The organism is Anaerolineales bacterium, assembly GCA_025808555.1.
Classification (GTDB): Bacteria; Chloroflexota; Anaerolineae; order Anaerolineales; family UBA11579; genus JAMCZK01.
Window position 1 is genome coordinate 2,201,344 of record CP075526.1, and the last position, 25,982, is coordinate 2,227,325.

Genomic DNA, 25,982 nt, shown 5'->3' on the forward strand with positions numbered 1-25,982 from the left:
AGGAAACAGCTAACTGGCTGAGGCCAACGGCAGGGTAAAGAAAAAACGGCTACCCCTACCCTCCTGGCTGGTTACGCCAATGTGGCCGCCATGCGCTTCCACCACGTGGCGGGCGATGGCCAACCCCAAGCCTGTGCCAGTGCGGTTGCGGGCCGGGTCGATTTTATAGAAGCGTTCAAAGATGCGCGCCTGGTCATCCGCGGCGATGCCTATCCCCGTATCCTGCACGGCAAACTCCATCACCCCCTGGCGAGCCGCAGCCGAAGCTGTGATGTGGCCGCCGCGAGGCGTGAACTTGATGGCATTGTGGATCAAGTTGACCAGCACTTGCTCGACTCGCGGCAGGTCCGCTAGCGCGGCAGGCAGGTCGTCTGCACATTCCACCGTCAACTGCAGCCCAGCGCGCTCGGCCTGCATGCGCAGGCGGGCAGCCGCCGCGTTCAGCAATGCGCAGGGATCAACTGACGTCAACTCAAGTTTTACGTCTTTGGATTCGGTGCGCGCCAACTCCAGCAATTCGCTGACAAGGGCCGTGAGCGCATCCACTTCGGTTTCCATGAGGGTCAGAAAGCGGTCTGCGGTAGCCGGTTCGTTGATCGCTCCGCCTCGCAGGCTTTCGGTTAGCAGGCGCAGCGATGTGAGCGGTGTGCGCAGTTCGTGCGATACATTGCTGACAAAATCCTTGCGCACAGTCTCCAGGCGATGCAGCTCGGTTACATCTTCGAACGCCAGCAAACTGTGTCCATCAAGCCCATTCGCCAGGGGGTGCACAGCCGCACGTAACATGCGCCGGCTCTGCGGCACTTCAGACACTATGGTTTGGGCGGCCCGTGTGCGCACTGCCTCCTGCCACAGCTCCACGAACTGATACTGGCGCAGCAAATGGGTCAGCGAGCCGGCACGCATCTCATCATCGCTTAGGGCGAACAGGCTCTGCATGCGTTGGCTGCTCAGCAGCACTTTGCCATCATCCCTGGCTACCACAATGCCGGCCGGGCTGCCATTCAGCACAGCCTCAAGGTACTGGCGCTGCTGGCGCAATTCGCTAGACTCTGCTCGCCCTACATCAAAGTCATGCTCAACTTGCGGAGACCAGGCCAGAGCGATGCTAACCAATGCGCACAGCACCCCGGCAAACCAAAAGCCGCGGTTAAGCATCAACACGGCATCAGGGTCAGTGACTAATGGTTTTATTTGCGAATACAAGAATACAAGCAACGCGGCCTGCAAGGCCAACGCAAGCAGCATGCGGCCAAGGTTTATGCCGCGCAGGCCCATAGGTCAGCCCTCGAAGCGGTAGCCGACGCCGCGGACAGTAATGATGCGCTGTGGGTTTTCTGGGTCAGCTTCGATGCGCGAGCGAAGCCAGCGCACATGCACATCCACGGTACGGCTGCCCCCGCTGAATTCCCATCCCCACACTTTCTCCAGCAGTTGCTCACGCGTGTAGGCGCGGCCGCGGTTTTGCATCAGGAACATGAGCAGCTCAAATTCCTTAGGCTTGAGGTCCAGCACTTTGCCGTCCTGTTTGACCTCATGGCGGGTGATGTTGATGGCCAGGTTGCCGCTCACGACTTGCTCGCCAGCCGCCGGCTCAGCTTCGCTGTGCTCCATCTGCACGCGGCGCAGCATGGCTTTGACGCGGGCTAGCAGCTCGCGCATGGAAAATGGCTTGGTCAGGTAGTCATCCGCCCCCAGCTCCAGGCCCAGCACGCGGTCGATCTCATCATCACGCGCGGTCAGCATCAGGATCGGCACTTTGCTGTCTGCGCGCAGTGCGCGGGTGACATCAAAGCCATCCATCTCAGGCAGCATGAGGTCGAGCACCACAAGATTGGGTTCGGCCTTGCGCACGGCAGCCACGGCGGCGGCGCCATCGCCTACGGCTTGAACTTCGTAGCCTTCGCGGGTCAGGTTATACGTAAGCGCTTCACGAATGGCGGCGTCATCTTCAACCACCAGGACTTTTTGCGGCATTCAATTTCTCCCACGCCCCAACCCACGGTGTGCCCAGGCGATGCTTGGCAGGCACTTCAATATCCTGCAGGCGTTGAGCCAGGCTGGCTATCCCCTCGGCAATGCCGCCCATGTCATCCGCTATCAGCGCCTGGCGCAGTTTCTTGGCAGTAGGCTCAGTCCAGGCCCAATCCATACGAAAGCGGTCAGCCTTCACCCAGTAGCCGCGCTTCTCCCACGGCCCCACGCTGCGCTCCACACTCTGCGTCACGCCGTCCAGGGCAAACACCATGAACGCGGCCAGATCGCGCGCTTGGCTGTCAAAGCCCTGCCTGGCAATCAGCTCGCGCATGGCAATTGCCATGGCCTTCATCAGGCGCGTGCGGTCTGTGGCAACGTTCTCAGTTTTGATCACACGAGACATATCGCAATAATAATCCACGTCGCACAGAAACGCGCGGGTAGCGGCAAGCATTGCTATAATCGCACAGCTCCACACGGGGAAGTGTTGGAACTGGCAGACAAGCATGACTTAGGATCATGTGCCGCAAGGCGTGAGGGTTCGACTCCCTCCTTCCCCATTACAAGTAAAACAAGAACCCCGGCTTTGCCGGGGTTCTTGTTTTGCTTACATTACTCTGATAGTCTCGCAAATCCCCGCATGCTATAATCTCGCCCGTTCGTTCTAAATTCCTTAAGGAAGCATTGACTTGAAGATCACCAATCAAACCACCTCTGATGACCATCAGCTGCATCTGACGGTTGAGATCGAAGCTGAGACCATGCAGAGCGCCAAGCAAAAAGCGGCTCGCAAAATTGCAAAGCAGGTCAAGATCCCTGGCTTTCGCCCCGGTAAAGCCCCCTACAACGTAGTGGAAAAACAGGTGGGCGAAGCCGCCATTCGAGACGAGGCCATTGACATCATGCTGGATGATGTCTACCCCAAGCTGATCGAAGAAACTGGCGTGAAGCCTTACGGCCCCGGCACCCTGGAGAAGATCGACGAAGACAAGACGCCGCCGGTCTACGAGTTTCGCGTGCCGCTGTCACCTGTTGTCAAGCTGGGCGACTACGACAAAATCCGCATGGCGTTTGAAGAAAAACAGCCTAGCGAAGAGGATATCCAGAAAGTCTTCACCAACCTGCGTGAGCAGAACGCAGTGCTCTCCCCCGCCGACCGCCCCGCGCAGGAAGGCGATATCGTCTATATCCAGCTCAGTGCCACACGTCAGGACGCAGCCGAGGGCGATCCCGAGCTGTTGCCAGAGCGCAGTTACCCAGTTGTGGTCGAGAAGACGGATGTAGACACCAAAAATGAATGGCCTTTCCCAGCCTTCTCTCGCACGCTTATTGGGTTAAAACCGGGCGAAGAAAAAAGCTTCCCGCACACGTTCGGCGAAGATTCTGAATTTGAAGACCTGCGCGGCAAGACGGCCAACTTTGCAGTCAAGGTTGAAGAGATCAAAGCACGCGAATTGCCTGAGCTGGATGACACCCTGGCGCAAAGCGTAGGCGAATACAAAACCGTGGACGAGCTACGAACTGAGATCGTGCGCCAGCTCACCGAGAATTTGAACCGCCAGGCACGTGATGAGTACGATGACAAGATCGTCACGCAAATGATCGCCGAGAGCGAGATCAAGTTCCCGCCCCAGATGCTGCACCACGAGGTGCACCATTACATTGAGGATATGGTGCCTGACCTCAATGCCCGCGGCATGGACATGGACGCCTACCTGGGCAGCCGCCAAATGACCATGGACGATCTTGAAAAAGAGGTCGAGCCAGTTGTGGAAGAGCGCCTGAAGAAGTCACTGGTGATCATGGAAGCCTCTCGCCAGGAGAACATTGAAGTTCCTGAAACTGAGATGCAAGGCATTGTCCAGCTTAAGCTGGCCCAGCTGCAGCAAATGGTCTCAGCCCAAGACATGCGCAAGTTCCTCAACAACCGGGACAATATCCAGAGCCTGGTCAGCCGCACCATGAGCGAAGAAGTCATTCGCCGCACCCTCGCCCGCCTTAACGCCATTGGCCGCGGCAAGGGCGACGAGCACCGAAAGGAAACTGCCGCTGCCAGCGTCAGTACCGATGAGGCTGCAGCCGCACCCGCGGCCGATGCGGAGCCCGAAGCTGTGGAAGCCGCGCCGGCTCAGGCCAGCCAGCCCGCAGTTGAAGATACAGGAAAGGAAAATAACAATGAATAAGCCTAATAGCATTACCGGTCAGTCCGGTTTCACCCCGCAATCCGTCATCCCCATGGTGATCGAGTCCACCGGCCGCGGCGAGCGCGCGTTTGACATCTACTCGCTGTTGCTGAAGAACCGCATCATCCTGATCAGCACGCCCATTGACGATCAGACCGCCAATCTGGCAGTCGCCCAGCTCATTTACTTGAGCAATGAGGATCCGGATTCGGCGATCCAGATGTATATCTCGTCCCCCGGCGGTTCCATCTACGCCGGCATGGGCATCTACGACACCATGCAGATGATCCCTAACCAGATCAGCACGGTAGCCGTGGGCTTCACCGCCTCGTTCGGCACGATCTTGCTGACCGCTGGCGCCAAGGGCCACCGCTATGCGCTGCCCAACGCCACCATCCACATGCACCAGCCGTGGCAGCAAGGCGGCGGCGGCCAGGCCAGCGACATCGAGATCCAGGCGAAAGAGATCCTGCGCCAGCGCGCCCGCCTCAACGAAATTCTGGTGGAGCGCACCGGCCGCACCCTGGCTGAGATCGAGAAGGACACCGACCGCGACACCTACATGACCGCCCAGGAAGCGGTGGAGTACGGCCTGGTGGACCAGGTGCTGCAGCCCCGCGAACTGAAGCAACTAACTGAGAAGTAACGCATACACAGCACTTGCTGACAAAAACTGAAACAAGAGCCGAGGCGATGCCCCGGCTCTTGTTTTTATCCGTCATTGCGAAGCCGTTTAGCCACTAAGTGAGGTAACAATCTGAAGTTGCGTATAATCCCATCCTTATGACTCCCCTCAAAGCCCTGCTCCTGGATATGGACGGCGTGCTGTGGCGCGGCACTGAGGCCATCGGCAGCGTGCCGGACAACCTGGCCGCCATCGCCGCCAAAGGGCTCAAGGCCGCCTTCGTCACCAACAACGCCACGCTCACAGTCGAGCAATATCTTGAGAAGTTCAAAAAGTTTGGCGCACATGTGCAGCCAGAGCAGATCCACACTTCAGCCAATTCGGCTGCGCACTACCTGCACATGCAGTACCCGCAGGGCGGCAATGTCTACGTCATTGGCGAGACTGGGCTGCGCCAAGCGGTCGAGTCGCGCGGCTTCACCATCAGCGACGCTGACTCCATTGCCGTCATCGTTGGCCTCGACCGCGAACTGACGTACGAGAAGCTGCGCACCGCTACCCTACTGATCGCCCAAGGTGCCGTCTTCATCGGCACCAATCCTGACCGCACGCTACCCTCGCCCGCCGGTCCGGTGCCCGGCGCAGGCAGCATCTTGGCCGCCCTGCAGGCAGCCACCGGCGTGCAGCCCACCGTGATCGGCAAGCCCGGCACCGTCGGCTTCCTGGCTGCTATGGACGCGCTGGGCGTGGCTCCGCAGGAAACCATGATGATCGGCGACCGCGTGGACACCGACATTGCCGGCGCCCAGGCGGCTGGCTGCCGCACCGGGCTGGTGCTGAGCGGCATCACCAGCGAAGCCGAGGCACGCGCTTGGCAGCCGGCGCCCGATCTCATCGCGCCTGACCTGGCAACTCTTTTGGCACAACTGCCTTAAACACAGTACCCTAGTGCAGATGGACACTCGTCCGCTTATCTACGACCTAAGCCAGCAAGACCTGGCCGAGCAGTTGCGCGCCTGGGGCCAACCTGCCTACCGCGCTGCCCAGATCTGGGATGGGCTGTACAAACAACTCTGGTCCAAGCCTGAGGACTTCACCAACCTCTCCAAAGACCTGCGCGCCAAGCTGGGCGAGCATTTCAGTTTCAGCCATCTGCAGCCCAGCGTCACCCTGCACTCTACAGACAAGCAGACCCACAAGACGCTGTTCAAACTGCCGGATGGCAACGCCATCGAAACCGTGCTCATGCGCTATGACGATCGTGACGGTAGCCAGGGCCGCCGCACGCTATGCATCAGCACGCAGGCGGGCTGCGCCATGGGTTGCGTATTCTGCGCAACCGGCCAAATGGGCTTTCGCCGCAACCTCACCAGCGGCGAGATCGTTGAGCAGGTGCTGTACTTTGCCCGCCAGCTAAAAAGCGATGGCCAGCGCGTGACAAACGTGGTGCTTATGGGCATGGGCGAACCATTCCACAACTACGATGCCAGCCTGGCTGCCATCGCCCGCCTGAACGATCCGGATGGTTTCGGCCTGGGGAGCCGGCACTTCACCATCTCGACGGTGGGCCTGATCCCCGCCATCAAGCGCTACACCAGCGAGAAGCATCAAATGGGCCTGGCCATCTCGCTGCACGCTGCAGATGACGAGCTGCGCGCCAGCATGCTGCCGGTCAATAATCGCTACCCCATCAAGGATCTTATCCAGGCCTGCCGCGACTATGTGCAAGGTACCGGGCGGCGCATCACATTCGAGTGGGCGCTGATCAATGGCGTCAATGACACGCCTGAGCAAGCCCGCAAGCTGGCCGCGCTGCTGCAGGGCTTGAACTGCCACGTCAACGTCATTCCGCTCAATCCCACGCGCGGCTACCCTGGCCAGCGTTCGACCCGCGAGCGCGTCGCCGAGTTCCGTAGCATCCTGGAGGCCGCTGGCATCTCCTGCACTGTGCGCGTGCGCCGCGGCATTGATATCCAGGCAGGCTGCGGCCAGCTGGCCGAATCTCAGGCGCAGCAGCCTATTCAAATCAGCAACTAAACGGTGTACAATCAGCGCACTGATGACTGAACAAGTCGTGCGCCTTATCTATCCGCCTGCAGCGGTCAATACCCCAGTTGTGACTCAGTTGATTCGCAATTTTGTTGGGCTGACTGTCAACATCCTGCAGGCCCAGGTGAACCCCACCCAAGGCTGGCTTGAAGTGCAGCTGGTGGGCAGCTCGGCCATCATCGAGTCTTCGATCGATTGGCTGAGGTCGCAGGGAATTGAGGTGCAAGTCTTGGGGCATTAGATCCATCTATCTTTCGAGGTTGCCATGAACGACCGAGTGCCTGATTTCGAACTCGAACTGGAGCGCATCCAGGAGCTATTACGAGACGAGAAGATAACAGAGGCACTCGAAGTGTTTAAGGGCCTCAACCTCGGTGACCAGATCGAGGCATACAACCAGCTATCCGAAGAGCATCAGGAGGAGTTTGTGAGCCTCCTGCCGCCGGAGGATGTCGCTGAGCTGTTCAACCGCCTGAGCGATGCCCAAGCAGTTGACGCCGCCGAGCACTTATCCACCGAAACGCTCTCCGAAATTCTTGATGAAATGCAGCCTGACCAGGTTGCAGACATTCTGGGTGACCTGCCCCCAGAGCAGGCCAACGAAGCCCTCCAGCAGATGGAGGACCCGGAAGACGTCATCCCCCTGCTGGGCTATCCGGACGAGACGGCCGGCGGCCGTATGACCACTGAGTACATCGCCATGCGCCGCCACACCACCGCTACGCAAGCCATCGACTTCCTGCGCCAGATCCATCCTGACCACGAGGTGCCGTACTACGTCTTCGTGATCGACCGGGAGCGCCGCCTGTGTGGCGTAGTGGGCATGCGTGAGCTTGTGGTGGCCTCACCCACTAAGCTGGTCGAAGACCTGATGGACCCCGAAGTCATCTTTGTCACTGCAGGCACGGATCAGGAAGATGTGGCCCGCACGATGAGCAATAACAATCTCTCGGCCATTCCCGTAGTGAACGACAATGGCGAGATGCTGGGCGTCATCACCCTGGATGACGTGATCGATGTGCTAAAAGAAGAAGCCGGCGAGGACATTCTGCAGCTGGGTGGTGTGGAGCCTGGCCCGTTGCTGGATGTGCCATATTGGTCACAGAAAATATCGCAGGTGGTGCGCTCGCGCTTTACATGGCTGCTGACGCTTTTCATCGCCGAGACCCTGACGGGTACGGTGATGCGCCATTACGACGAAGAGATCAAGACCGTCGTCTCTTTGGCATTCTTCGTGCCGCTGCTGATCGGCACAGGCGGCAACGCCGGCTCACAAACTGTGGCCACCATCATTCGCGGCATGGCCCTGGGCGAGGTCAAACGCAGCGAGCTGCTGTGGGTGCTGTGGAAGGAGTTCCGCACCGGGATTGCCCTCGGCGTTTTGCTGGGCATTGTAGGCTATGCGCGCGCCCTGTTGTGGGGCGTGGATTGGCACCTGGCGGTTACCGTGGCGCTCACCATCGCCATCATCTGCGTATGGGCCAACTCGGTTGCCGCCACGATCCCCATGCTGGCCGACAAGCTGGGCATCGACCCCACCATCATCTCCGGCCCATTCATGTCTACACTGATCGATGCCACCGGCTTGATCATCTACTTCACGCTGGCGGCCTGGATCTTGCCACAGCTCTAGCATGCAGTCCTTGCTGCGCGTCTTTTTCTACCTGCTCTACCAGCCGATGGCGTGGAGCTATGACGCGGTGGCCTGGCTGGTGTCTCTGGGCCGCTGGCGCAGCTGGGTGAATAGCGTGCTGACCGAACTCGGGTCAGGACGCATTCTGGAGCTAGGCCATGGCCCCGGCCATTTGCAAGTGGCTATGCGCAATGCAGGCCAAACGCCGTTCGGCATTGACCTCAGTGCGCAGATGGGCAAGCTGGCCGCTCGCCGCATGCAGGCAGCCCGCTACCGCCCGCTGCTGGTACGCGCTGATGGACGCAGGCTGCCTTTCGCTCCCCGCGCGTTTCAGCACGTCGTTGCCACCTTCCCCACCGAATATATAGTCCAAGCCAGTACGCTGGCAGAGGCACGACGCACACTGGCTGCTGGCGGCAGCCTGGTGCTGCTGCCAGCAGCCTGGATCACAGGCGGCGATTGGCTTAGCCGCGCCGCAGCTTGGCTGTTTCGCGTCACTGGCCAGGCAGGTGAATGGAACATCAGCTTCAGCGCGACCATTCGTCAGCAAGGCTTCAGCGTGCAAGAGAAACGCATTACGTCGCCCGGCTCAGAAGTTATGCTGCTGGTTTGCAAGCCGCAATGAGCGCGGTCAGCGACCTGCTTCAGGCGATCTTTGGCAACAAGCAACCCAATTTCTATGCCGAATTTGAAGGCTGGCTCCGTAGCTCGCGCCGCTTCCGAGACTTTGCCCATGCGTATCGCAACAAGATCCGCGCCAAGCTGAACAACGCCAAGCACCCGGGCAGCCAGGAAGATCTATACGCCGAGCTGCAGGCTGCGGCAACGTTCCTCAGGCCACCCCACTTCGCTCTCGAATACGACCACTACGCCGCAGCCAAGCAACGCGGCCCAGACTTTACGGTCACGTTCAGATCCCGCACGCTATTCAATGTCGAGGTGCGGCGGGTCGCCGTTGGGCCGCAAAAGCTGGCCGCCATCGTTTGCGAAAAGGTCGGCCAGTTGCCGCCCAGCAGCATCAACCTGGTATGGCTGGCAGCCGCCGACGCCCTCGGCGAGGCGGAGCTGGCCGCCACCCATGTGCAACTGCGCCAGGCGGCTGAGAGCAAGGAAGATGGCTACTTCCAGAACCGCGGCTTCGCCAGCGCAGCCGAGTTCGTCAAACGCTATCCACGCCTGAGCGGGATTGTGCTCTATCAATCCGGCGTCCAAGCGCTGTGGCTAAATCCAATAGCACGGCACGCCGTTCCGCGTGACTTGCAGTCTGCACTGCGCCAATTGCAATCTGGCGATTAGCCTGCTCGGCATCGCTACCCACCGGAATCATTTACAATCCGCCCCAATGGAAATCCAGATCGGCGTTGCCAAGATCAACAAATACGCCATGTCCGAAAGCGGGGACACGCTCGAAGTTGTAGAGCGCCCGGCGGGCGGCATGTCGGTAGTGTTGGCCGACGGCCAGCGTTCCGGCAAAAGCGCCAAGTTCATCTCCACCATGGTGGTGCGCAAGGTCATTGCCCTGCTGGCCGAGGGCGTGCGTGACGGCGCAGCGGCGCGCGCCGCTTCCGACTACCTCTATACCCATCGCAACGGCCAGGTGCAGTCCACGCTCAACATCGTCTCGATCGAGCTGGACAACCGCTGCCTGCTGATCACGCGCAACAACCCGCTGCCCGTGCTGGTGTATCAGGACCAGACAGTGCGCATGCTGGACGAGCGCAGCGACGCGGTGGGCCTGCGGCGGGAGACCCGCCCGGTACTGACCCGGCTGGAGCTGCAGCCGGGCCTGACGATCGCCGTGTTCACAGATGGCCTGCCTTTCGCCGGCGAACGCAGCAGCCAGCCTATGGATATTCCCGCCGCGTTCAGCCGCCTGGTGGACGCCGGCGCCAGCCCGCAGGCGGTAGCCGATGGGCTGATGGCCGAGGCATTGACGCTGGAGAGCAACCGCCCCGGCGACGACATCAGCGTCCTGGTGGTCGGCGTGCGGGAGGGCACCCCCGGCGACCAGGTACGCCGCATGTCTGTGCATTTGCCGCTTGGCCCCGGATAGAATAGCGTCATGAGTAGTACCAAGCCGCGCGTTGGAGTGGTTGGGCCCTGCAAATCGGGCAAATCCACCCTGGTGCGCGGCTTGCACGAAGCGGGATACCTCGCCAATCAGATCGCCCAGGAACATTCGTTTGCGCCGCGCATGTGGCAGCTGATCGAGCCGCCTGACATCCTGCTTTACCTACACACCGAATACCCCAACACCGTGGCCCGCGGTCTGCAGTGGCTGGAGCGCGACTATGCCGAGCAGCAGACACGGCTTACCCACGCCCGCCAGCATGCCGACTTCGAGATCAGCACAGATGACCTGCCGCAAGAGGAAGTCTTGCGGCAGGTGCTGGAGTATTTGGCTACAGCGATTTCTTGATAAAGTCCACCAAATGCTTGTGCTGCGCTTTGAGCGAAGCCTCATGGATGTACATCATGTGGCCTGCTTCGTAGTATTCCATTGAGATATTGCCGCGCAGCTCCGGCGCGAGCTGCAGATGGTTGAAGGTGTACTCGGTGGCGTAGAACGGCGTAGCCAGATCATAGTAGCCGTTGGCTACGAACACTTTCAGGGCCGGGTTGATGACCATGGCCTGGCGCAGCGTTTCGGCCACGTTGAGGTACTGGTTCTCGTTCTCTTTGTAGCTCCAGGGGTGAACGCGGCCGGTCAGGATCTCATACGGCAGGTCACTCTCGAACTCCAGCTCGGCGCGCACATACTGGTTCAATGCGGCTGTGAAGGCGGCCTGGATGGCTGCATAGCTCGGGTCAAACTCGTAGTTCTCGCCGGCCGAGTCGCGATCGGATGCGATGTAGCGAGAGTCCAGCCGCCCCACGGTCTTGCGTTCGTTACGCAGCAGCTCTTTCGTGAAGCGATGAATTTCGATGCGCAGATTGGTACGCTCCACATAGTCAGCCGAGAGGCCAGTATAGGCGGCCAACCTGGCGGCGATCTGCTGGCGCTGCTCAGCGGGCAAGCTGTCGCCCTGGAACAGGGCGGCAGCGTACTCGCCGGAGGCGAAGCTGCGCACCTCGGCCAGCGTTCTGGTCAGATCCTTTTGCAGATCAGCGCTGAGCTGCTTGTGATACCAGGCGGTTGCCGTATAGGTGGGCAGGAACAGGATGTACGGCAGGTCATTGCCGGCATTGAACAGCAGGGTCGAGAACTCCAGCACGGATGAGATAAGCATGATGCCGTTGAGCGCCATGCCATGCCGGTCTTGCAAACGGCCGGAGAGGGCAGCGGCGCGGGTGGTGCCGTAGCTCTCGCCGATCAGAAACTTGGGCGAGCTCCAGCGCTGGTGGCGGGTGGTAAATAAGCGAATGAACTCGCCCACCGTCTCGAGATCTTTTTGGAAGCCGTGGAACTGCTTGGCGGCTTCGCCGGGCACGGGACGGCTGTAGCCGGTGGTTACCGGGTCAATGAACACTAGATCGGTCTCAGCCAGGATGCTGTACTCGTTGTCCACAAGGCCAAAGGGTGGGCGCGGCATCGAATCATCCAACGGCATGTCCACACGGCGCGGGCCTAACACGCCGAGGTGCAGCCACACGGAGGATGAACCCGGCCCGCCGTTGAACGAGAAGGTCAGCGGCCGTGGCTTGGCGCTCTTGGGCTGTTCCGCTATATAGGCAGTGTAGTAGACCGAGGCCTTGGGCTTGTGCTCGCCCTTCTCGTCATCCTCTTCTTTGAGCACCAGCGTGCCCGCAATGGCGGTGTATTTGATACTCTTGCCACCGATCGTGACGCTGTGCTGGGTCTCTACGCGCTGCTCCTCGGCTGGCTTCTGCTCGGCCTTGGCCTCAGCCTTGGTGTCTTTCTCTTCGCTCATCTTTCACCTCGATCACAAAGCTACGTTATATACACCCAACAGCACAACCAGCACCGCTCCTGCACACAAGAACGGTGCATACGGGATGGATGCAAACATGGAATAGCGCCCGCGCAGCAGACTGATGAATACAAACGCCAAGCTGTACATGCCTGCCAGCAGCACGCCGGCGAACAGGGCCGGCATCACCGCCGGCCAGCCCATCAGCAGGCCGATCACACCCGCCAGATTGACATCGCCAAAACCCAGAGCAGTCTCCTGCCAGCTTTGCTTACGAAGGCGGGCCAGCAGGCGGCCGATCAGCTCACCGGAAAAATACAGGCCCAGCATCAGCAGGAAGCCAGCCGCCCCACCCGCCAGCGTAGGCAGCAGCTCGTGGCGCATCACGCCAATCGCTCCCAATGCCAGCGCGCCGAAGATGCTCACTGGGTGGAGCACCAGGCGATGTTCAATATCAATGACGGCGACCAGTGTGAAGTAGCTGAGTACAAGTGACAGCAGGTATGGAGAAAAATCCGCCGGCGGGTTTTGGAACACGTACACGCAGGCCAGCAGCAGCACAATGTGGACGACAAACTTGCGCGCCGAATGAATGTACTCCCCAAGCGACTGTGCGGTCAGCGGCCACCAGGCCGGCCGCGCCAGCCGACGCTCGGCAGGCAGCACATCGGCCAGGTAATTGACGACCAGGCCGGACAGCAGGCCGAGAAGGATGCCAATAAAAAGCATGCCGAGATTGTAAAGGCAACGGGAGGCAGAACGCCAGATGAAGCCGGCGCTGCCGTCAAAGTTATTGTTGCTAGAATATGGGTGGGGGTCAAAAGATATTACTACCAACTTTGCGCTCCCCACCCTGTTTCAGTCATAGCGGGCTTATAGCACAAGATACTGGCAGGCTGACGGATCAGGGCCGGCTGTCAAGGAAGCTGGCAAACAAAAAAAGACCGAGCTTGCGCTCGGTCTTTTTTAGTGGAAATAGTGCTTAGTTGGCTTCGGCAGCCGGGCGAGAGGCCACGTCTACGAACTGGTCGAAGAGTTCGCGCAGCATAGGCTCGGGCAGCGCGCCCACCTGGCGGTGGACCAGCTTGCCGTTGGCGACGAACAACATGGTGGGGATGCCGCGCACATCAAACTGGCCAGCCCACTGAGGGTTCTCGTCGGTGTTGACCTTGGCGATCACCACTTTGCCAGCGTACTCACCGGCAAATTTATCCAGGATAGGGGCTACGGCACGGCAGGGGCCACACCAGGGCGCCCAAAAATCCACCACTACCGGGGTATCGGACTGCAAAACGGCCTTCTCGAAGGCTTCGTCAGTTACATGAATAGGTTCGTTGATCATTTTATGCTCCATTATCGAGTTCTATACTGTTTGATGGCCTGTTGCAAGCCAATCTTACCCTCGGGAGTATAATGCCCGCGTGGTTTCCCTTCTGCATCGAGACGCCCCCCAACCCTACACTGTAGACACGCCGGTATACCAAGGTCCGCTGGATCTGCTGCTGCAACTGATCGAACGCGCTGAGCTGGATATTACCAAACTGGCGTTGGCGCAGGTGACAGACCAGTTCCTGGGCTACATGCGCACCCTGCAGGAACTCAAAGCCGAGCGCGTGTCCGAGTTCCTGGTGGTGGCCGCGCGCCTGATGCAGATCAAGTCAGAGGCGCTGCTGCCGCGCCCGGTTGTGCGCCAACCAGACGAAGAAGACCCCGGCGAAGCGCTGGTGCAGCAGCTATTGCTGTACAAGCGCTTCAAAGAGCTGGCCAGTTTGCTAACCCTGCGCCAGGATGATGCCATGCGCAGCTACCTGCGCATGGCATCGCCGCCCAAGGTGGAAGGCCGCCTGGACCTGAGTGGCATGACCGCCGAGGACGTGTACCGCGCGGCGATGAAGGTGTATGCCAAGGCCGACGCGCGTGCGCCGCTGCGCACGGTGGTGGCCGCGCCGCGGGTGACGATTCGCGAGAAGATCAAGGCCATCGCCGAGGCAATGCGCCACAAGACTGTGACGACGTTCCGCGAGCTGGTGGCAAAAACGCCCGACCGTTTGCATGTGGTGGTTACTTTTCTGGCGATGCTGGAGCTGGTGCGCCGCTACCGCATTGCGGCCAAGCAGGATGAGCTCTTTCAGGAGATCGAGCTGCGCCGCGATGACAATTGGAACGAGACGCTGGACTTTGAGTTGGAGTTCACCGAGTAAGGCCCCAGTCATTCCGACGAGGGGCGTAGCCCGAGGAGGAATCCTTTAGGGCACTGCAAAAGCAAGCAGGTCCTTCTTGGTCTAAGGGTTCCCCGGCTTTGATGGCTTGCGGACTAAGGAGCATCAATATGCCGCCTCGGAATAACAAAATGCCCAGTCATTCCGACGAGGGCGTAGCCCGAGGAGGAATCCTTTAGGGCACTGCAAACCAAGTAGGTTTTTCTTGGCCTAAAGGATTCCTCGGCTTTCTACACTAAAGTCAAGGTGGATTTGTACAGACCGCCTCGGAATGACTGCTTATGCCCTACTATGTCTACATCATGGCCAACCGGACGCGTACAATTTACACGGGCATCACAAGCAACCTGGAAGGCCGAGTTAACCAGCACAAAAACAAGCTCATTGAAGGATTTACCAAGAAATACGAGATTACTAAACTGGTTTATTATGAGGAGCATCCCACTGCGTTTGATGCAATTGCGCGTGAGAAGCAAATCAAAGCGTACCGTCGAGAAAAGAAGACTGCGCTCATTAACACCACCAATCCGCAATGGAATGACCTGGCTGAGGACTGGTAACTGGAATGCCCCCGAAGAAAAAAACTCAAAGCGTAAAGCCCAAAACTGCTGCACCCAAAGCCGCGAAAAAAGCCACTGCGCCTCAAGTGGACTGGGCGCACGTTGCCCGCCTGTTGCTGACCTCGCGCACGATTGACGAGATCGAGGAGCAGGAACTGGCCCCGGCTGGCAAAGTAACCTACCAGTTCTCCTCCAAAGGGCACGAGCTCTCACAGATCCTGCTTGGCTTGCAACTGACGCAAGGAAACGACGCGGCCACGGTGTATTACCGCAGCCGCCCATTCATGCTGGCCGCCGGCCTGACCCCACAGGAAGCCTTTGCCGCCGACATGGCCCGCACCGGCTCGCCCTCCGAAGGGCGCGATGTGGGCGTGGTGTACAGCCTGCCGCCGCGCCGCGGTGTCACCGTACTGCCATCTTCCGGCGATGTGGGCGCCCAATACACGCCCGCCGCCGGCTGGGCCCAGGCCGTCACCTATTACCAGAGCGAACTCAAGGACAAGGACTGGAAGAACGCCATCGCCGTGGCGCTGGGCGGAGACGGCTCTGTGGCCACCAATGGCTTCTGGGCTGCGCTCACGATCGCCACCACGCTTGAGTTGCCCATGCTGTTCTTTATCGAGGACAACGGCTACGGCATCTCGGTTCCGCGCCACTTCCAGACCCCGGGCGGCGACATCAGCGCCAACCTGGCATCCTTCAAAAATCTAAAACTGACCACCGGCTCCGGCACCGCGCCGGACGAAGCGGCTGGCCTGATCACCGAGGCAGTCAGCTACGTGCGCTCCGGCGCCGGCACAGCCCTGCTCAAGCTCAATGTGCCGCGCCTGACCGGCCACACGTTTGGCGAAGACCAAACTGCTTACAAGAGCGACAAGCAGCTCAAAGAAGAACGCAGCCGCGACCCCATCGAGACCCTGCGCAAGCACCTAGGTGCCAAGTTTGATTGGGATGGGTTGAAAACTGAAGTGGAGCAAGATGTACGCAAGCAGCTGGCGGCCGCCGAGCAGAACCCGGAGCCGGCCAGCCTGACCGGCACGCTACACCTCTTCGCCAGCGGCGAGCACCGAGCACAGGTGCCGCCTGCGCTCAACAAGCCCGCGCCCATCTTTGGCAGCGTAGCTGCCGAAGACGGCGCACGCATCAACATGTCCGAGGCCATCCGCCGCACGATGGAGGTGGAGCTGGAGCAAAATCCGCGCCTGCTCATCTTCGGCGAGGATGTTGGCCCGCGCGGCGGTGTGCACCGCGTCACGCTCGATCTGCAAATGAAGCATGGCGTGGCTCGCGTCTTTGATACTTCGCTATCCGAAGAGGGCATCATTGGCCGCGCTGCGGGCATGGCTTTCGCCGGGCTCACGCCGCTGCCTGAGATCCAGTTCCGCAAATATGCAGACCCGGCCACCGAGCAGATCAACGACACCGGCTGGGTGCGCTGGCGGACCCATGGCAAGTTCGCTGCGCCGGTGGTCATCCGTATCCCGGTCGGCTACAGCAAGAAGACCGGCGACCCGTGGCACTCCGTCTCCGGCGAGGCCATCTACGCCCACAGCCTGGGCTGGCGTGTGGCGATGCCCTCCAACGCCGCCGATGCTGTCGGCTTGCTGCGGGCAGCTCTGCGCGGGCAGGACCCTACAATTTTCCTCGAACACCGCGCCCTGTACGACACGCCGCCCTCGCGCCGCCCCTACCCGGGCGACGAGTACGCCCTGCCCTTCGGCCAAGCCGCGATTGTGCAGCCCGGCGACCAGCTCACCGTGGTGAGCTGGGGCGAGATGCTGCACCGTTGCCTCGAGGCCGCCGAGCCTTTCGCCAGCCGGGTCGAGATCATTGACCTGCGCACCATCTCGCCGTGGGACCGCGAAACCGTGTTGGCCTCGGTGCGCAAGACCGGGCGCTGCCTGGTGGCGCACGAGGATACGCACACCGGCGGCTTCGGCGGCGAGATTGCTGCCACCGTAGCGCAAGACGCCTTTGCTTATCTCGACGCGCCGGTTTCACGCATCACCACGCCGGACGCTCTCATTCCTTACAACATCGCTTTGATGAACACCATCATCCCCAGTGTGGAGGCATTACGAACACGCATAGACGAATTGCTCAAGTGGTAGCTCTCGGTTTTCTGGCACCCGGCCTGCTGGCCGCCTGCGGGGGGCCGCCGGATACTTCGCTGCCCACTGAGCCGGTTGTACAACTCAGCCCGCAGGAAGAAGCTGGTAAGCGTCTGTTCAGCCAGTACTGCGGCGCGTGCCACAGCATCGTGGGCCAGGCCAACATCGTTGGCCCGGCCATGACGGGTATTGCCACCCGCGCCGAGACGCGCATTGAGGGCATGAGTGCGCACGATTATCTGATCGAATCCATCCTTGACCCTGGCGCTTATCTCGTGCCCGGCTTCGATAATCTGATGCCCAGCACCTGGGGCACCACCCTGACCGGCGAAGAGATGGACGCCATCATCGCCTTTATGCTCACGCTCAAATAGCCCGTCAGGGTTATGATGCGGGTTGGATTCTTACAGAGGAGACATTTTCGCCAATGAAGACACTACTCACCTGGGTTCTGCGCATCCTCGGCCTGTTGCTGGGCGTGCTGCTCATTGCGCTGGCCGTGGCCGCCTTCACCCCCGTGCCGCGGGATGTGCTGCCCGCCGTGTACGGCGCCGGAGCCAGCTCCGTGCAGCCCTCCACCACGGGCCTGCTGCGCGCCTTCCCTGAGCTCAATTCCCCGGTAGACAATCCGCAAACGCCGGAAAAAGCCGAACTGGGCCGCCTACTATTCTTCGACCCGGTGCTGTCTGAGAACAACGAGATGAGCTGCGCCAGCTGTCACCATCCCGACCTCGGCTTTTCTGACGGCATGCAACTGGCCCAGGGTGTGAATGGCGAAGTACAGCGCAACGCGCTCAGCTTATGGAATGTAGGCTTCAACGCCCACTTCTTCTGGGATGGCCGCGCCGCCACCCTCGAGGACCAGGTGCTGGTGCCCCTTGAGCACCCCAACGAGATGCAGGTCAGCGACCGCGGCTCGTTGGAAGCTGAGCTGACCGCCATCCCTGCCTATGTGGACCTGTTCGATGCCGCCTTCCCCGGCGAGCCGATCAGCACGCTCAACGTGCAGCGCGCACTGGCCGCTTTCGAGCGCACGCTCATCAGCAACAACAGCCCGTTTGATGCATACGCCGCCGGCCAGCTGGATGCGCTCACCGCCAGCCAGCGCCGCGGCTTCGCCATCTTCCGCTCGGCGGCCACGCGTTGCTTCGAGTGCCACAGCGCGCCTACCTTCGCCAACGACACCTTCCGCATCACTGGCGTAGCCGACCTCGACGGCCAGGAGCACGACCCTGGCCGCTCCGCGGTGGGCGATGCGCCGGATGGCGCCTTCAAGGTGCCGACCTTGCGCAACATCGTGCTCAGCGCGCCGTATATGCACAACGGCATCTTCTCCAGCCTGGAAGAAGTCATTGACTTCTACGCAGCTGGCGGCGGGCGTGCCGACGGCGTTGAGAATGTAGACCCGCTCATCCGCGCTTTTCAACTCACCGATCAGGAAAAGACCGACCTGATCGCTTTCCTCTACAGCCTGACCGACGAGAGCAACCTGCCGGAGATCCCGCGCGAGGTGCCCTCCGGCCTGCCGGTGGTCTCGCCGATGCGCAACATCGAGCGTGAAACTGCCACCGAGACGAATGCCGTCGCCAACGGCGAGACCGTGGGCAGCGGCAGCGGCCAGCAGATCGAAGTGCAGGCTGGCGAAACCATCCAGGCTGCGGTGGACCGCGCTCGCTCGGGTGACACGGTGCTGATCCCCTACGGCGTGTACAACGAACGCGTCGTGGTGGATCTCAATGACATTACGATCTTGGGTGTGCCCAACGAAGCGGGCGAAAACCCGATCCTGGACGGCCAGGGCAAGCTGACCGAAGCGGTCATTGCCTCAGGCAGTGACTTTGAGATCGGCTACCTGACCGTCAAGAACTACACCGACAACGGCGTCATCGTGGAGGGTGTGACCAACGTCTACATGCACCACATCTACGCCGAGAACACCGGCACCTACGGTCTGTACCCTGTACAGAGCACCGGCGTGCTGATCGAACACAGCGAGGTGACCGGCGCAGATGACGCTGGCATCTATGCCGGCCAGAGCGAGGATGTAGTGATCCGCCACAACATCGTGCACGGCAACGTGCTGGGCATCGAGGCCGAGAACACGGTGGGCGCCGAACTGTATGGTAACCACGCCTACAACAACACCTGTGGCATCCTGGTTGTGGTGCTGCCCCACCTCACCTCAAAAGTCTCGCTCAACACGGTGGTGTACGACAACCTCATCGAGGCCAACAACCACAGCAACTTTGCCAAAGAAGGCACGGCCGCGGCCATCATGCCGCCGGGCACCGGCATCGCTTTGATCGGCTCGGACAATGTTGAGGTCTACAACAACACCATCCGCGACAACAACACCGGCGGCATCGGCATCTTCAGCCTCACCATCGCCTTCGACAAGAACGAGATCGACGTCGGCGACCGCCCCGAGAACATTCACATCTACGACAATGTGCTGAGCGGCAACGGCAAGCAGCCTGACCCGTTCCTGGCTCAGCTGGGCGTGCCAGGCTCCGACATCCTGTGGGATGTCAGCGGCGCCGGCCTGCGCGTGGACCAGCCGGAGGGTATCAGCATCTTCCCGCCGCTGCTGCCCACCTCCACCTGGGGTGATTGGGCCTACAACATGTACTGGAACGCGCTTAACTTCCTCGTCGGTCTGGTGAGCTAGCCCAAGGACGTACAAGCGACCAAAGAGCCTATGGCATGCGCCATAGGCTCTTTTTCTTGGCTGAGATGGCCGCACTCTCATCCCAACTGTGCTAAAATTCCACGCTTTTATCAACTCGCTCTTGGCCGCGCAGCTGAGGGCTTGCCCACGAGAAGGAGTTTAGATGCGCAAGTACGAAGTGACTTTTATTGCCCACCCCGACCTTGACGGCGAGGCCTTCAAGGCGCTCAACGAGCAAGTCCAGGGCTGGATCTCCAACGCCGGCGGCAAGATCGAGAAGACCGATGTGTGGGGCAAGCGCAAGCTGGCCTACCCCATCAAGAAGCAGGCTGAAGGCCAGTATGTTCTGCTGCATGCAGATATGGACCCGGCCTCCTGCGCCGAACTCGAGCGCCAGTTCCGCCTGCAAGAATCCGTCATGCGCTTCCTCATCGTGGCGGTAGACGAGGACTAACCCTCGTACAGAGGCACTATGAGCCGCGGCCTCAACAAAGTGATGCTTATCGGCCACCTGGGCCGAGACCCTGAGTTGCGCTACACGCCCGGCAACCGGGCGGTAGCCAGCTTCAGCCTGGCCAGCAGCCAAAGCTGGACCACGGCTGAAGGCGAAAAGCGCACCGAGACCGAATGGTTCAAAGTAGTGGCCTGGGCCGGCCTGGCGGAATTTGCCAACCAGTACCTGAAAAAAGGCCAGCAAGTCTACATTGAAGGCCGGCTGAAGACGCGGCGCTGGAAAGATGAGCAGGGAAACCCGCGCAGCGTTGTGGAAGTGGTTGCGCGTGAGATCCTGATGCTTAGCGAGCGCCGCGAAAAGCTGGAGCCTGAAGCCGAGGCCAGCTTCCCTGAAGACAATTACCCAGAAGGCGAAGAAGACGAGTTTCCCTTCTAGAGAAATCCATCTCGCAGAAAGTACAGCATGGCTCGTAAATCCTTCAATCTCACTCCCAACAATCTGGTCGGTGCCGAACGCGACAAGTTCTACAGCCGCCTGCTCACCATCGGCACGATCGCGGTGGTGCTGCTGGTGGTTGGCCTGGTGGGCTATACCATTTTGCAGCAGAGCTACATCATTCCGCGCCAGACCCTGGCTCAGGTGGAAGGCGTAGCCATCACTGGCGATCAGTACCAGCAGCGAGTGCGGCTGAACCGCACTCGCCTGGTGAACACGTTCATGCAGTATTACCAGATGCAAAGCATCGTGATGGACCCCACTTTCCAGCAGCAAATTTACGTGCAGCTGCTTGGCCTGCAGCAGGAGCTGGACCCGCTGGTGACTGGCGAGAACACGCTGAACGAGCTTATTGATGACGAGCTGCTGAAGCTTGAAGCCGCTGAGCTGGGCATCACTGTCAGCGAAGCGGATGTAGAGCGCGAGTTGCAGAACTTCTTTGGCTACTTCCCGGACGGCACGCCTACCAGCGTGCCCACCCGTACTCCGTACGCCACCGCCACCTTCACCAGCCTGCAACTGGAGATGCTTAACGCCACGCCCACTTCAGAGGTGCCGCCGACCGCAACCGCCACCCTGGCGCCCCTGCCCACCGGCACCGCGGCCCCCACGGCCACTCCTGTGACCGAGGATAGCTACCGCACCCAGCTAGCCGAGTATTTTGCCAGCCAGGGTGCTGAGGCTCAGATCAGCGAGCAGGCCATTCGCGAAGCCATCTACGCCGGCCTCCTGCGCCAAGCCTTCCGTGCCCGCTTTGAGGGCGACGTAGCCCGCACTGAGGATCAGGTATGGGCGCGCCACATTCTGGTTGCCACCGAGGAAGAGGCCCAGGATGTTTTGGACCGCCTGGAGGCTGGCGAAGATTGGGCTTTGATCGCGGCGGATGTCTCCACTGATATGTCCAACCGCAGCCTGGGCGGCGACCTGGGCTGGTTCAACCGTGAGCGCATGGTTGAACCTTTTGCCGAGGCAGCCTTCAGCCTGCGGGTGGGCCAGACCAGCGAGCCGGTGCAAACCGACTTTGGCTGGCACATCATCCAAGTGCTGGGGCACCAGGAGCAGCCAGTAAGTGAGGAAACCTTCAACCAGCGCGTCTATGCGGTGCTGAACGACTACCTGGCCGGCCTGCGCGAGAAATATTCCTGGGAGATCATTGGCGAGCGCTGGAAAGCTGCAACGCCAGACAAACCCAGCCTGCCTGCCCTGCAATAACAAAAAAAAGCCGCTCCAAATGGAGCGGCTTTTTTTTTGCAATGTTCCCGGTTACTCGGCCGGGATGATCAGCCAGGCCAGGAAATACAACAGCAGGCCGGGCACGCCCCCGGGCAGGAAAGCGATCACAAACGCCAGGCGGAACCAGAAGGTGCTGATGCCAAAAAAGTCGCCCAGGCCGCCACACACGCCTGCAAACACTCTATCGGTACGGGAGCGGCGCAGCGGCCGCCCAGAAGCATTAAACATGTTTCACCTCGTCTCTAATCACTGGGCGAAAGCGCCCATCTGAATATGTACGCAAGTGCAACACATTGGTTGCAACTATTTCTAGCGCGAATAGCGCTCATCCACCTGATCGAGGCGCAGGCTGATCACCTGGCTGGCCGTGTCACGCCCCATGGTGATGCCATAGATCACATCTGCCACCTGCACCGTGTTGCGGTTGTGGGTGATGACCACGAACTGCGTTTCCTGACTCAATTCGCGCAGCACCTCGGTAAAGCGGCCGACGTTGGCTTCATCCAGCATGGCGTCCACTTCGTCCATCACACAGAACGGCGTGGGCGAAGCCTTGAGCAGCGCGAACACCAGCGCCGCGGCGGTCAGGCTGCGTTCGCCGCCGGAGAGCAGCGCCAGGCGCTGCGTGCGCTTGCCGGGCAAACGCGCCTCGATGTCAATACCGGTCTGTCCGCTTTCGGTGCCGGCCTCGGTCAACAGCAGGCTGGCGGAGCCGCCGTTGAACAAGCGGCTGAAGATCAGCTTGAACTCCGCGGCCACTCGTTCAAAGGTGACCTGGAATTCCTTCTCCATCATCACGTCCAGCTCAGCGATCACTTGCTTAAGATCAACCTCAGCTGAGCGCAGGTCAGTCACCTGTGCTTCCATGCTCTCGACGCGGTCTTTGATCTCAACGTACTCTTTTTGCGCTTCCGGGTTGACGGCTCCCAGGCGGCGGATCTGGTTGCGCTGATGTTTGAGGGTCTCTTCAAGCTCGGGCGCCAAGGTCTCAACCCTAGGCAGCTTCTCGACCAGCTCGCCTAACGGCAACGGCGTAGGGCCGGAGACGATCTCATCGTATTGGAAGTTCACCAGGCCAAAGTCATCCTCAACCCGGCCGCGCAAGGTTTCCAGTGCCTCTTGTTGGCGGGCCAGCAGGATCTGCGCCTGGGTGTGGTTGCGCTCGGCTGCGCTGAGGGCTTGTAGGGTGGCGGTCTCGTTCTTCTGCGCTTCCAGCTGGGCAGCATCCGCGGCAGCCAATTCAGCTTCGGTCGGCTCGATCTGCGCTTGCAGGCCTTCGATTTCGACGCCCACAAGCCCCTCCTGCTGGCTGAGCTGCTGCTTCTCTAGCCCGATGGCCTGCACCTGTTGCTCCAGCTCCTGCACACGCTCCTGGTGCGAGCTCAGCTGGCCTTCGGCGCGCTGGAGTTGCTGCAGGCGTTCGGCCACGCGGCGCTGGGCCTCTTGTTGGGCGCGCTGGGCCACCGCCAGGCGCATCTCCCAATGGGCCACTTGGGCATGCAGTTCCTCGGCGGGTTCTTCGACCGCGATGGCCATCTCGTTCTCAAACTCAGCCTCGGCTGCTGCCATCTGCACAGCCAGCTCGGCTTCTTTTGCATTCAATGTGGCGATGGTTTCCTCGCCGGTGGCATGCTCCGTTTGCAGGGTGCGCTGCTGGGTCATGAACCAGTCCAGCTGGCGTTGCAACTGGCCGGATTCCAGCTCCTGCCCTTGCACCTCACGGCGAGCCATGTCCAGCGCGGCCTGGGCCTGTTCGACCTCGCGCACGGTGGCCTGGCGGGCCAGCTCGCGCTCGTTGACCTCATCGCCCAACTGCGCCAGGGCGGCTTCGAGAGCGACCAGTTCCGCAACGGCCTGCTCCAGCTCGGCGCGCAGTTCACGCTCCTGGCGCGGGCGCGCCAGGGCGGCAGCTGCCTTGGCGGCGCGTACTTCGATGGTGCCGGCGCGATGGAAGACCTCACCGCGCAGGGTAACTACCTGGCTGGCGTCAGCGTGTTCGGCAAGCAGGCGGCGGGCCGCCTGGCGGCTTTCGGCCACCAGCACGCGGCCTAGCAGCAGGTCCACCGCTGGGCGCACCCCGGGGGCAGCCTCTACAAGATCGGCCGCTACGCCCACCAGGCCATTGCCTGGCTGGGCGTTGAGGTGGCCAGTGGCCTGAATAGCGCTCAGCGGCAAAAGGGCTGCGGAGGCTTCGCCGCTTTCCAGCAAGCCCAGCGCGGCCTCGGGGTCATCCACGATCACGCCGTCAGCATAGGCGCCTAGCGCGGCTGCGATGGCGGCCTCATGCTCCATGGCTACACGCAATTCGCGTCCTAAGGTGCCTCTGCCCAGCTGCAGGCCTTTCTCTTTGGCGGCCTGCAGAAGCAACTTGGCACCTTCGGCAAAGCCGGCGGCGTTGGCTTCTTCGAATGCGCTGATCTCTGCCGCCAAACGCGCCTGGCGACCCTGTAGCTGGCTGCGGGAGCCTTCCTGCTGCTTGAGCTGCTCCTGCAGCCGGGTCACTTCGGCAGCCGCCTGCTCTAGCAGGCGCTGCTGCTCATTGAGGCGGCTTTCGGCGGCGGTGACCTTGGTGCGAAGCTGTTCGGTGGCCTGGTTCTGCTCGGCAATATCGCCATTCACCTTGGCGATCGTTCCGGCCAGCTCAGCCAGCTCGGCCTGCTTGCGGTCCAGGCTGGCCACCAGCATCTCGCGCTGGGCGCGGGAATTGGCTTGCTGGGCCTGCAGCTCGACTACGCGTTCACGTGCGGCACGGGTCTTGGCCTCTTTCTCGTGCTGGGCCCCCTGCTTGCTTTGCAGCTCGGCGCGGGCTTCGTCCAGCTTCTTTTGGGCCTCTGCCCCCTCTTCTTCGTAGCGGGCCGCGTCCTGCTCGGCTTCCTTCAGCCGGGCTTGGAGGCCGGTCAGCTCGCCTTCGACGCGCTGGCGTTCTTCCTCCAGCGCTTTGCGGCGCTCACCCAGGGCGCGCTCGCGCTCGTCGGCCACGGCCAGATCACGGCTGGCGCCCTGGCGCCCGGCGTGCAACTCGGCTAGCTTGCGGTGCCATTCGTTGAGTTGCACACGCAGCTCCTGGGTCTTGCTGCGCAGCTTATTTACTTCTTCACTGTGCTGCGTCTGTTTCTGGCGCGCCTGCGTCAGATTCTGTTCATGCAGATCAGCGTCCTGGCGCAGCTGGCGCATTTCGATCTGCGACTTGTTCCAGTGGTAGCCATACCATTCACGCAAGGTGTCACGCAAGCTGGCCCGCAGGGTGGAGAATTCCTCGGCGCGCTCAGCCTGTCGCTGCAAACTGCGCAGGCGTGGCTTGAGCTCGGCCAGGATGTCCTCGACGCGCTCCAGGTTGCGCAAAGTAGTATCCAGGCGTCGCAGGGATTGGTCTTTGCGGTCGCGGTACAAACCAATGCCGGCGGCTTCCTCAAACAGGCGGCGGCGCTCGTCTGACTTGAGCGTCAGGGCCGCATCCACCAGGCCCTGGCCGATGACGGTATAGGTGCGCTCAGACAAGCCAGAGGCGGCCAACAGCTCGCTCACGTCCTTCAGGCGCACCTTCTGGTTGTTGATCAGATACTCATTCTGCCCGTCACGGTAAGCGCGGCGGGTGACGGCGACTTCGGCGAAGTCGACCGGCAGCCAACCCTCACTGTTGTCAAAGGTGATGGTGACGCTGGCCATGCCCGACCTGGGGCGCGATTCGGAGCCGGCGAAGATCATGTCTTCGGTCTTGCGGCCGCGCAGCAAGGCGTAGGACTGCTCGCCCAGCACCCAGCGCAACGAATCGGCAATGTTGGATTTGCCCGAGCCGTTGGGACCGACCACGGCGGTGATCGGTGCGCCGAACTCAAAGTTCTGCGCGGTGGCAAAAGTTTTGTAGCCGTTTAATTCCAGGGACTTTAGTCGTAATGTTTTCAC

Annotated in this window: 26 protein-coding genes and 1 tRNA gene; 19 read left to right on the top strand and 8 right to left on the bottom strand. The window is 60.9% G+C overall.

Annotated features, from left to right (window positions below):
• Window positions 1-9: 9 nt before the first annotated feature.
• From KIT08_10950 to KIT08_10960, 3 genes are read right to left on the bottom strand one after another with little or no spacing between them, the layout of a single operon-like run.
• Window positions 10-1,248, bottom strand: coding sequence for a PAS domain-containing protein (locus KIT08_10950; GenBank protein UYN89600.1), 1,239 nt, complete (start codon window positions 1,246-1,248; stop codon window positions 10-12).
• 33 nt (window positions 1,249-1,281) lie between these two features.
• Window positions 1,282-1,977 carry a response regulator transcription factor gene (locus tag KIT08_10955; protein UYN89601.1) on the bottom strand — a complete coding sequence of 232 codons (696 nt, stop codon included), beginning with the start codon at window positions 1,975-1,977 and terminating at the stop codon, window positions 1,282-1,284.
• A complete protein-coding gene (locus KIT08_10960; protein ID UYN89602.1) occupies window positions 1,952-2,380 on the bottom strand; it encodes a hypothetical protein in 429 nt (142 codons plus the stop codon). The genes KIT08_10955 and KIT08_10960 overlap by 26 nt, the downstream gene beginning before the upstream one ends.
• 75 nt (window positions 2,381-2,455) lie before the next feature.
• Here KIT08_10960 and KIT08_10965 point away from each other — a divergent pair.
• The 11 genes from KIT08_10965 (at window position 2,456) to KIT08_11015 (ending at window position 10,886) form a co-directional block, all read left to right on the top strand.
• Window positions 2,456-2,537, top strand: a tRNA-Leu gene (locus KIT08_10965).
• A gap of 129 nt (window positions 2,538-2,666) precedes the next feature.
• On the top strand, window positions 2,667-4,160 hold the full coding sequence (tig, locus tag KIT08_10970; protein ID UYN89603.1) for a trigger factor: 1,494 nt from the start codon (window positions 2,667-2,669) through the stop codon (window positions 4,158-4,160).
• Entirely contained in the window at window positions 4,153-4,806 is a 654-nt protein-coding gene (locus KIT08_10975) for an ATP-dependent Clp protease proteolytic subunit (protein UYN89604.1), read from the top strand. Before tig ends, KIT08_10975 begins: the two co-directional genes overlap by 8 nt.
• Before the next feature lie 137 nt (window positions 4,807-4,943).
• On the top strand, window positions 4,944-5,720 hold the full coding sequence (locus KIT08_10980) for an HAD-IIA family hydrolase (GenBank protein ID UYN89605.1): 777 nt from the start codon (window positions 4,944-4,946) through the stop codon (window positions 5,718-5,720).
• A gap of 19 nt (window positions 5,721-5,739) precedes the next feature.
• The gene (gene rlmN / locus KIT08_10985) at window positions 5,740-6,822 is read left to right on the top strand and encodes a 23S rRNA (adenine(2503)-C(2))-methyltransferase RlmN (protein ID UYN89606.1); all 1,083 of its coding nucleotides are present in this window, start codon (window positions 5,740-5,742) and stop codon (window positions 6,820-6,822) included.
• 22 nt (window positions 6,823-6,844) lie between these two features.
• Window positions 6,845-7,075, top strand: a complete 231-nt coding sequence (locus KIT08_10990) for an NIL domain-containing protein (protein UYN89607.1) — start codon at window positions 6,845-6,847, stop codon at window positions 7,073-7,075.
• Window positions 7,076-7,099: 24 nt separating this feature from the next.
• The gene (mgtE, locus tag KIT08_10995; GenBank protein UYN89608.1) at window positions 7,100-8,467 is read left to right on the top strand and encodes a magnesium transporter; all 1,368 of its coding nucleotides are present in this window, start codon (window positions 7,100-7,102) and stop codon (window positions 8,465-8,467) included.
• Window positions 8,468-8,477: 10 nt separating this feature from the next.
• The gene (locus KIT08_11000; GenBank protein ID UYN89609.1) at window positions 8,478-9,092 is read left to right on the top strand and encodes a class I SAM-dependent methyltransferase; all 615 of its coding nucleotides are present in this window, start codon (window positions 8,478-8,480) and stop codon (window positions 9,090-9,092) included.
• Complete coding sequence (locus KIT08_11005; GenBank protein ID UYN89610.1) at window positions 9,089-9,763, top strand: hypothetical protein; 675 nt, start codon at window positions 9,089-9,091, stop codon at window positions 9,761-9,763. Before KIT08_11000 ends, KIT08_11005 begins: the two co-directional genes overlap by 4 nt.
• A gap of 46 nt (window positions 9,764-9,809) precedes the next feature.
• The gene (locus tag KIT08_11010) at window positions 9,810-10,520 is read left to right on the top strand and encodes a SpoIIE family protein phosphatase (GenBank protein UYN89611.1); all 711 of its coding nucleotides are present in this window, start codon (window positions 9,810-9,812) and stop codon (window positions 10,518-10,520) included.
• Between the two features lie 9 nt (window positions 10,521-10,529).
• Window positions 10,530-10,886 (top strand): hypothetical protein, encoded by a 357-nt coding sequence (locus tag KIT08_11015; protein ID UYN89612.1) that lies wholly within the window; start codon window positions 10,530-10,532, stop codon window positions 10,884-10,886.
• On the opposite strand, the gene KIT08_11020 is transcribed toward KIT08_11015, so the two are convergent.
• The 3 genes from KIT08_11020 to trxA form a co-directional block, all read right to left on the bottom strand.
• Window positions 10,870-12,339, bottom strand: coding sequence for a hypothetical protein (locus KIT08_11020; protein UYN89613.1), 1,470 nt, complete (start codon window positions 12,337-12,339; stop codon window positions 10,870-10,872). The two genes, KIT08_11015 and KIT08_11020, sit on opposite strands and share 17 nt — an antisense overlap.
• Window positions 12,340-12,351: 12 nt before the next feature.
• Entirely contained in the window at window positions 12,352-13,068 is a 717-nt protein-coding gene (locus tag KIT08_11025) for a prepilin peptidase (GenBank protein ID UYN89614.1), read from the bottom strand.
• A gap of 253 nt (window positions 13,069-13,321) precedes the next feature.
• Window positions 13,322-13,681 (bottom strand): thioredoxin, encoded by a 360-nt coding sequence (trxA, locus tag KIT08_11030; protein ID UYN89615.1) that lies wholly within the window; start codon window positions 13,679-13,681, stop codon window positions 13,322-13,324.
• 79 nt (window positions 13,682-13,760) lie between these two features.
• Here trxA and KIT08_11035 point away from each other — a divergent pair, with 79 nt between their 5' ends.
• The 8 genes from KIT08_11035 (at window position 13,761) to KIT08_11070 (ending at window position 22,058) form a co-directional block, all read left to right on the top strand.
• Window positions 13,761-14,540 (top strand): segregation/condensation protein A, encoded by a 780-nt coding sequence (locus tag KIT08_11035; GenBank protein UYN89616.1) that lies wholly within the window; start codon window positions 13,761-13,763, stop codon window positions 14,538-14,540.
• A gap of 299 nt (window positions 14,541-14,839) precedes the next feature.
• Window positions 14,840-15,118 carry a GIY-YIG nuclease family protein gene (locus KIT08_11040; GenBank protein ID UYN89617.1) on the top strand — a complete coding sequence of 93 codons (279 nt, stop codon included), beginning with the start codon at window positions 14,840-14,842 and terminating at the stop codon, window positions 15,116-15,118.
• 86 nt (window positions 15,119-15,204) lie between these two features.
• A complete protein-coding gene (locus tag KIT08_11045) occupies window positions 15,205-17,229 on the top strand; it encodes a hypothetical protein (GenBank protein UYN89618.1) in 2,025 nt (674 codons plus the stop codon).
• Complete coding sequence (locus tag KIT08_11050; GenBank protein ID UYN89619.1) at window positions 17,223-17,603, top strand: cytochrome c; 381 nt, start codon at window positions 17,223-17,225, stop codon at window positions 17,601-17,603. The genes KIT08_11045 and KIT08_11050 overlap by 7 nt, the downstream gene beginning before the upstream one ends.
• A 53-nt stretch (window positions 17,604-17,656) precedes the next feature.
• The gene (locus KIT08_11055) at window positions 17,657-19,897 is read left to right on the top strand and encodes a right-handed parallel beta-helix repeat-containing protein (GenBank protein ID UYN89620.1); all 2,241 of its coding nucleotides are present in this window, start codon (window positions 17,657-17,659) and stop codon (window positions 19,895-19,897) included.
• 163 nt (window positions 19,898-20,060) lie between these two features.
• On the top strand, window positions 20,061-20,351 hold the full coding sequence (locus KIT08_11060; protein UYN89621.1) for a 30S ribosomal protein S6: 291 nt from the start codon (window positions 20,061-20,063) through the stop codon (window positions 20,349-20,351).
• An 18-nt stretch (window positions 20,352-20,369) separates the two neighbouring features.
• On the top strand, window positions 20,370-20,786 hold the full coding sequence (gene ssb, locus KIT08_11065) for a single-stranded DNA-binding protein (GenBank protein ID UYN89622.1): 417 nt from the start codon (window positions 20,370-20,372) through the stop codon (window positions 20,784-20,786).
• 27 nt (window positions 20,787-20,813) lie between these two features.
• On the top strand, window positions 20,814-22,058 hold the full coding sequence (locus KIT08_11070; protein UYN89623.1) for a peptidylprolyl isomerase: 1,245 nt from the start codon (window positions 20,814-20,816) through the stop codon (window positions 22,056-22,058).
• Window positions 22,059-22,109: 51 nt separating this feature from the next.
• Here KIT08_11070 and KIT08_11075 read toward each other — a convergent pair whose 3' ends face one another.
• Together KIT08_11075 and smc are read right to left on the bottom strand one after the other, a co-directional pair.
• Window positions 22,110-22,307, bottom strand: a complete 198-nt coding sequence (locus KIT08_11075; GenBank protein ID UYN89624.1) for a PspC domain-containing protein — start codon at window positions 22,305-22,307, stop codon at window positions 22,110-22,112.
• An 81-nt stretch (window positions 22,308-22,388) separates the two neighbouring features.
• Window positions 22,389-25,982: a chromosome segregation protein SMC gene (gene smc, locus KIT08_11080; GenBank protein ID UYN89625.1), complete on the bottom strand. Its 3,594-nt coding sequence runs from the start codon at window positions 25,980-25,982 to the stop codon at window positions 22,389-22,391.